The 5,492-nt window shown below is 59.8% G+C and carries 6 protein-coding genes and 2 pseudogenes; 2 read left to right on the top strand and 6 right to left on the bottom strand.

The features are described from left to right. Nucleotides 1-327, top strand: a pseudogene (locus AUJ55_00040) (hypothetical protein). Between the two features lie 307 nt (nt 328-634). Here the strand turns inward: AUJ55_00040 and AUJ55_00035 are convergent. From AUJ55_00035 to AUJ55_00015, 5 genes are all read right to left on the bottom strand, one after another. Then, a complete protein-coding gene (locus AUJ55_00035; GenBank protein OIO61489.1) occupies nt 635-1,018 on the bottom strand; it encodes a hypothetical protein in 384 nt (127 codons plus the stop codon). A 250-nt stretch (nt 1,019-1,268) separates the two neighbouring features. After that, the gene (locus tag AUJ55_00030) at nt 1,269-1,760 is read right to left on the bottom strand and encodes a hypothetical protein (GenBank protein ID OIO61488.1); all 492 of its coding nucleotides are present in this window, start codon (nt 1,758-1,760) and stop codon (nt 1,269-1,271) included. Beyond that, nucleotides 1,757-2,056 (bottom strand): hypothetical protein, encoded by a 300-nt coding sequence (locus AUJ55_00025; protein OIO61487.1) that lies wholly within the window; start codon nt 2,054-2,056, stop codon nt 1,757-1,759. Before AUJ55_00025 ends, AUJ55_00030 begins: the two co-directional genes overlap by 4 nt. A 77-nt stretch (nt 2,057-2,133) precedes the next feature. Continuing rightward, nucleotides 2,134-2,877: a hypothetical protein gene (locus tag AUJ55_00020; protein ID OIO61486.1), complete on the bottom strand. Its 744-nt coding sequence runs from the start codon at nt 2,875-2,877 to the stop codon at nt 2,134-2,136. Continuing rightward, nucleotides 2,870-4,303 carry a hypothetical protein gene (locus tag AUJ55_00015; protein OIO61485.1) on the bottom strand — a complete coding sequence of 478 codons (1,434 nt, stop codon included), beginning with the start codon at nt 4,301-4,303 and terminating at the stop codon, nt 2,870-2,872. Before AUJ55_00015 ends, AUJ55_00020 begins: the two co-directional genes overlap by 8 nt. 117 nt (nt 4,304-4,420) lie before the next feature. Between AUJ55_00015 and AUJ55_00010 the strand changes: the two genes are divergently transcribed. Next, complete coding sequence (locus AUJ55_00010; protein ID OIO61484.1) at nt 4,421-4,843, top strand: hypothetical protein; 423 nt, start codon at nt 4,421-4,423, stop codon at nt 4,841-4,843. Nucleotides 4,844-5,246: 403 nt separating this feature from the next. On the opposite strand, the pseudogene AUJ55_00005 reads toward AUJ55_00010, so the two are convergent. Next, nucleotides 5,247-5,492 (bottom strand): annotated as a pseudogene (locus tag AUJ55_00005) (hypothetical protein).

Here is a 5,492-nt window from a genome sequence, read left to right as displayed (position 1 = left end):
GCCAGACCACCGGGGCAGCGGGGGCGGCTGAAACGTTCCAAATCGCGCAACCTGCTCGAACGACTGCGCAATTTCGAGGACGACGTCCTACGGTTCATCGACAATCCGCTGGTTCCCTTCACCAACAACCAGGGTGAAAACGACATCCGTATGGTCAAGCTGCACCAGAAAATCTCAGGATGCTTCCGCTCCAAAGAGGGCGCCGATATCTTCTGCCGCATCCGCAGCTACCTGTCGACCTGCCGCAAACACGGCATCGGTCCCACCTCAGCCCTGACCCTCCTCTTCGAAGGTAACCAACCCCTCTTTATGAAAGAAAACCCGTAGGGAAAAACCGGGGGGATGGGGGGGGCTGAATAGTTACCAGGCGCTTAGCCTTCTCCACGAGCTTGAAATGCTCTTCGTCCAGTACGTCGCATTGATTCGCGTACTGAACCCCTCCGATGGTGCGGTAGCAGTGCGCTTGATGTTTGTAGGGCATAACAATCTCACGTGCGACCCGCAAAAGCGCGCTAAATTTGACTCTGGCATCGTCTTTTTCCACCCAGCCGCAGTTCCCCCTCCTCGATCAACACCTGCATGCGTGCGTACAGCTCAGGTGACCGACCGCTTCCGCCATCATTTGTTGTAGCCATCACGCCACCCCACCCTGAGGTGGTACAGCCGCCACAAGCTTCAGCTCAGCCCCGGGGTGACGCTGAGACACCTCGTCTCCAGGCCTGAGGTTGTCGCCAATGGATGGGGCGAAATCAACGTCGAAATCAGTCAACTCGCCATCCTCCACCTCACCGCACAGAAAGCGCCCAACTACGACAGCCTCGGGGAACCAGACTCCAACAACATGGCAGCAATCGGCACACATCACCGACCCCTCACGTCCAAGGACGAATTTTGTAAACCAATCGTCGGATTCGGCTCCATCCCCGGAATCGGAACACTTTGGGCAAATCAACGTCGGCTCAAATTTGAGTTTGCTCATGGCTTTTTCCACCTGTAGGAAGCGGGGCTGAGTCGTCATCCCCAAATTCGTAGTGCGTGCAGTTCGCGCAGGCCCACCCGTCGCTGCTTGGCATGCCATCGCTGTCTTCGTGTTCTTCGTTCACTTCACCACACCTCCCTTCCAGATACTGCCCCTTGGCATAGGGGCGCGGTACTGCTTGGCCTCTTCAATCCCGACTTGGCCTCCTCTCAGGGGTGGTCTGCCACAAGGTGATAGGGGTCGAACGTGTCCGTTGAGATCCAAAGCGCCCTGCCCTGCTCGGCTTTGATTAAGGGATGGGACACGGCGAAAGACCTCCAGGGGAATCAATCGGCGGCATGTGGATGCGGAAGTAGCTGTCGTTCCACCCCTCATAGGGGCACAGGCCGATATCGATTGAGTGGACCGGCCTCAGCATCGTCGTTTTGGTGTAGCCACGGGCGAACCGAACATGGGTGATCCTGGCGCGCCTGTCCCAAATCAGGCGTTTCCAATGGACGGTCATGGCCCGGTATTCGTCGTCCTTCTCCCCCGCCACCATCTTGTCGTACCAGTAGTGGGTGAGGACGAGGTGGAGAACGACCGGGGTGTGGTCATCATTTCGTTGGCTCGGGGGGCGCGACGGGGCTGGTTGCGGCCGCAAATGCCTTGGTGCGTTTGCAGACACGCCGCACGTCACGAACTTCGGCGAAACGACAACCCGATCAGGGTTGCAGTGAAACATCCCGCACACCGAACAATGAAGCATTCCGGACACCTGGAAGTGGACCTTCCGGTTCATCGCACCACCTCCAGCACCAGTAGCCCATCCGCGATTCGCCGAGCGCGCGCAATTGCCGCCTCGGCCTCCTCCATCGAGGGCAGAAAACCGCGACGGTTGATTTCGCCGGTGCCGCAGATGTCGGGATCGAGGAAGTACCCGGAAGGAGCCAGGGGAACCCACATATAGCGGACAGGGCCAGCCAATGTGGAGGGGAATGTCGGGGAGAACATCTGGGGCTCGAAGCCTTCGCCGGATTCGAACACCTTGAACCCGTATTGCGGGCGTGCTGATTTTTGAACTGCGGTTGTACCCATGGAGCACCTCGGTCGCAGATGTTCATCTTACTGGTACCGAATTGGTACCATGCGCCGAAGAAACCAGCAACCGAAACTTACGCCAGTGGTACCGGATGCGGCCCCTGAATGTAGGGACAGACAACAGATCCATTCACGATGGGAGAGCCGTTGAGCGTTGCCAAGGCGGCGGGAAGTGTGGTGATCGCGACTGTCCCGGCGACGGGGTCGATTTCGATGGCGGCTGCCGACGCCCCGTTGGCAAAGGTGGACAGTGATATGGCGCCGGTCGTGGGGGCCACCGAGATTTTGGCAACTTCAGCGCCGCCAGCCCCAGCGATCGACGCAACAAACCCAACCAGGTGATCGACGTTTTTGTTGTCTGCCCAGCGCCCCTCGGGGTCGAAGGCGTCAAGATTCTCATGTCCAAGATCGGAAGCCATGCGAACGAAACTCCCTGAGGGGTGGTGCATCTCCATGTCGCCAGTGGGCGATACCGTGTGATACCACCCGGATTGGTGGCGATCAGCCTTGCGCCCCGGATCGTTCAGCCCGGGGGCGGTCGGGGGCGGAATGAACCCGAGAACCCATGGCGTGATGCCGGGCCAGCGCGCCAGGACCACCAAAACCGTCGCGCCATCTCCTGGCTCAATTCCCCATGACTCCTGCGGTGGCGCCGGTTCTGGGATCGACGCCGATACCGCCTCGGAGGAGGCGGAACCCGAGAGCACCGTGACCCCGAAAAACCGCTCCCCCGTGTCGAGACAAACACAGTCCAACGAGTGCCGTTCTGGGTGAATAGCAACAACCTTGGCCACCGGGAAAGGGTTGTAATCAGCCATAGACACCATTCCTTGCATCAAGCAGATAGGGGGACGCGGTTTGCGCGCCGCGGCGAATCAAGCCGTCGCCGCGATCAATCAAGACGGTAGTTTTGAACGAGGTGTTGGGGACCAAGTTATGCATCACCGACCGAATGTAAAAGCTGTCGGTTACAACCCCGTTGTCGGTCACATCCAGGTACTTTCCGGGCATGAGTGTTTCGTCTCCGAGCACAATCGCCGAACCCTGCTCAAGGGCCACGTTGTCCCGATTCATTGCGATCAGTTGCCGCCGGCGCTCCTCCAAGAACGCCAGAACATCGCCGGCAGCCGTTTCGAGCGCAGAATTTGATCCGTAGTGGGTTGGGTTGAGGGTTTGGCTTTGGTTCGTCGCGGCATTCATCGGGTTGATGCCGTAGAGATCCATCCTGGCGTTATCGTAGGGGGTCAGGCCGTTCCCGCCGCCGATCCACAGAGAGTCGGGGGCTGCGTTCAGGGTCGAGACCATCGCCTTGTCGGCGAATGTCTGAGCTGTAACACCCGGGGCGTCTACCCAATACCAATTGGCAACACGGTGCGCCCCCCGGCTGACCTTGAGGCTTTCGATGTTCGCCGTCGAAACGGAGACGGTTCCGGGATCGACCGCCCCGGGCAGGATGTACTGACCCGAGTAGAGATCACGATAGGGGGCGACCCTGAAAATCAGATCGGTCGTGGTCTCGGTCTCGCGGAGGAATAACTCGTTCCATGGGCGGTCGGCGTACTTCATCAGCAGTGCCTCGAAGGTACCCTCGAAGCTCTGATAGCTGAGAGGAGAAACAACCCCAGACCCCAGCGGGGATGCCAGCACCCGGACATTCCGTAGCCACCGTGACAACTCCGTAGACTCGAAATAGGGCCGGACAACCTTATCCACAATCTCGGACATCCATTCGCCGGGAGCCATTTCCCTGCCTGGAATCTGAAACTCCGTGAACGGCACTCGTCCGGCAAGCGGCGCCGCCGACCCCGTCGCGATCAACCACCGATAGTCGATGCGTAGCAGCCCGAATATCGCCCCCAGGTCGTACCCGCTCACCGTCACCGACTGGCTGACCCGATCCCCTGCCACGCGACGTTCCCTATCAATGCCATCGACGATGCCGCGCATGACCAAGGGAAGTTGGCGTGTGGGGTCTGCGGAAAAGCGAATCTCGACCATGTCGCGAGGCTCGATCACCGAATGCAGGGTGTCGCCTGTTTCCCTGACCATCCTATCGACCAGCACCACTGAAAACCCCCCGACCAGACCGTCGAGCGACCTCTGAACGGTGATCGACCCGTGTTCGCCGAGGTATGGGGTCAGGTCAATTGTCGCCCCAGCCCCCGAGTGACGGGCCGACACCCCACGCACACGACGCACGGCCTTGATCAATTTCACCGATACCTGGGGTTGACGAGTTCTCATTCGGGGATCGTCGAGTCACGACGTGGGGTTTGGAAGGTCACGTTGGCGTTGCAAACTGGTACCATATGGGTACCATGTTGGCGCAAGAGATGACCCCTTACCTCTCCCGGAGGAGCCATGCCAGGCGAAAAGTACATTGCCGACCCGATATCGCCCCTCTCCGGCATTGACGGTCAACTCATGATCGCCGCTGCCGTTCGTTACTGCCTCGGAAGACAAAGCTACATCGTCCCTGCATGCATTGATTGGCTTGTGAGGTGGTGGGGCAAGGTCGAGTCCCAAACGGCCATGGGCATCGTTCGGGACATCGTCGAGGCACTCCAGCAGGGGACGGCTGAAACGGAGTGGAAGGATTTCGCTCAATGGGCCTGGGACAAAATGCCTGAAGCCGACCGCTCGGAGATCAAGCAAGCCGTTGCGTGGCGCCAAAAGCCGTGGCCGCTGTTCGAAGAGTTTGGGCCGATGCCCACGACCGTCACCCTAGGTGGGGCGCGTGTCGCAGGGGGAGCGGCGCTGTCCACTATCGCACCGAGCCGCTGATATGCGGCTACCCAACGGCAAATACAGGACGGCAGCAGGATCGACCGTTTCCATCCACGAGGGGCGTAGCGATGTGGTCTTCGATTGGTTCGAGGAGGGTGGGTGCGTCGACTGCTCCCCCGATCCGTTCGAATGCGAGGGCTACCTCGTGTGGCGCTGCCCTTCATGCGGCGGCGGTCAGTCCGAGCTGAAACCCGACGTCGGAAAATGCCCGTTCTGCAAGTCGCCTGGCATCGAGGATCGAGCCGCGGCACTGGAGTTTTCCGATTTGTTCCCCAGCGGCCGGGCGGTCAGGTGTTCCGGGAAATGCTGGATCTATGGCGTGGCCATCGACTACGAGAAATGGATGAACTGGGGTGGACCCCACTCCTTGGACAGTTTGGGGGCGAAAATTTGTAAACGGTTAGTGGCGGTGGGTGGTTCCGCCGTGGGTTTGATGGACCTGTTCTGGGGTCTTGCCGCCGAGGGCACTGTGGGGGCGCTCGGTGTTGTAAAACCGGAAGTAGCGGTCGAGCCCCTGGTGCAGCGCCACCCCATCGGCATGGTCGTACAGGTAGATCTCTTCGTACTTCACCGTGCGCCACAAACGTTCGATGAAGACGTTGTCCAGCGCCCGGCCCCGTCCGTCCATGCTGATGAGAATCTGTTG

This window comes from Proteobacteria bacterium CG1_02_64_396, from assembly GCA_001872725.1.
Classification (GTDB): domain Bacteria; phylum Pseudomonadota; class MNWR01; order CG1-02-64-396; family CG1-02-64-396; genus CG1-02-64-396.
Note: the sequence above shows the minus strand (reverse complement) of the source record. Positions and strands in the feature narration are given on the sequence as shown.

What these genes read in the sequence shown, in the direction of transcription:
- AUJ55_00035 (OIO61489.1), bottom strand. Translation starts at nt 1,018, where the DNA reads ATGACGACTCAGCCCCGCTTCCTACAGGTGGAAAAAGCCATGAGCAAA.
- AUJ55_00030 (OIO61488.1), bottom strand. Translation starts at nt 1,760, where the DNA reads ATGAACCGGAAGGTCCACTTCCAGGTGTCCGGAATGCTTCATTGTTCG.
- AUJ55_00025 (OIO61487.1), bottom strand. Translation starts at nt 2,056, where the DNA reads ATGGGTACAACCGCAGTTCAAAAATCAGCACGCCCGCAATACGGGTTC.
- AUJ55_00020 (OIO61486.1), bottom strand. Translation starts at nt 2,877, where the DNA reads ATGGCTGATTACAACCCTTTCCCGGTGGCCAAGGTTGTTGCTATTCAC.
- AUJ55_00015 (OIO61485.1), bottom strand. Translation starts at nt 4,303, where the DNA reads ATGAGAACTCGTCAACCCCAGGTATCGGTGAAATTGATCAAGGCCGTG.
- AUJ55_00010 (OIO61484.1), top strand. Translation starts at nt 4,421, where the DNA reads ATGCCAGGCGAAAAGTACATTGCCGACCCGATATCGCCCCTCTCCGGC.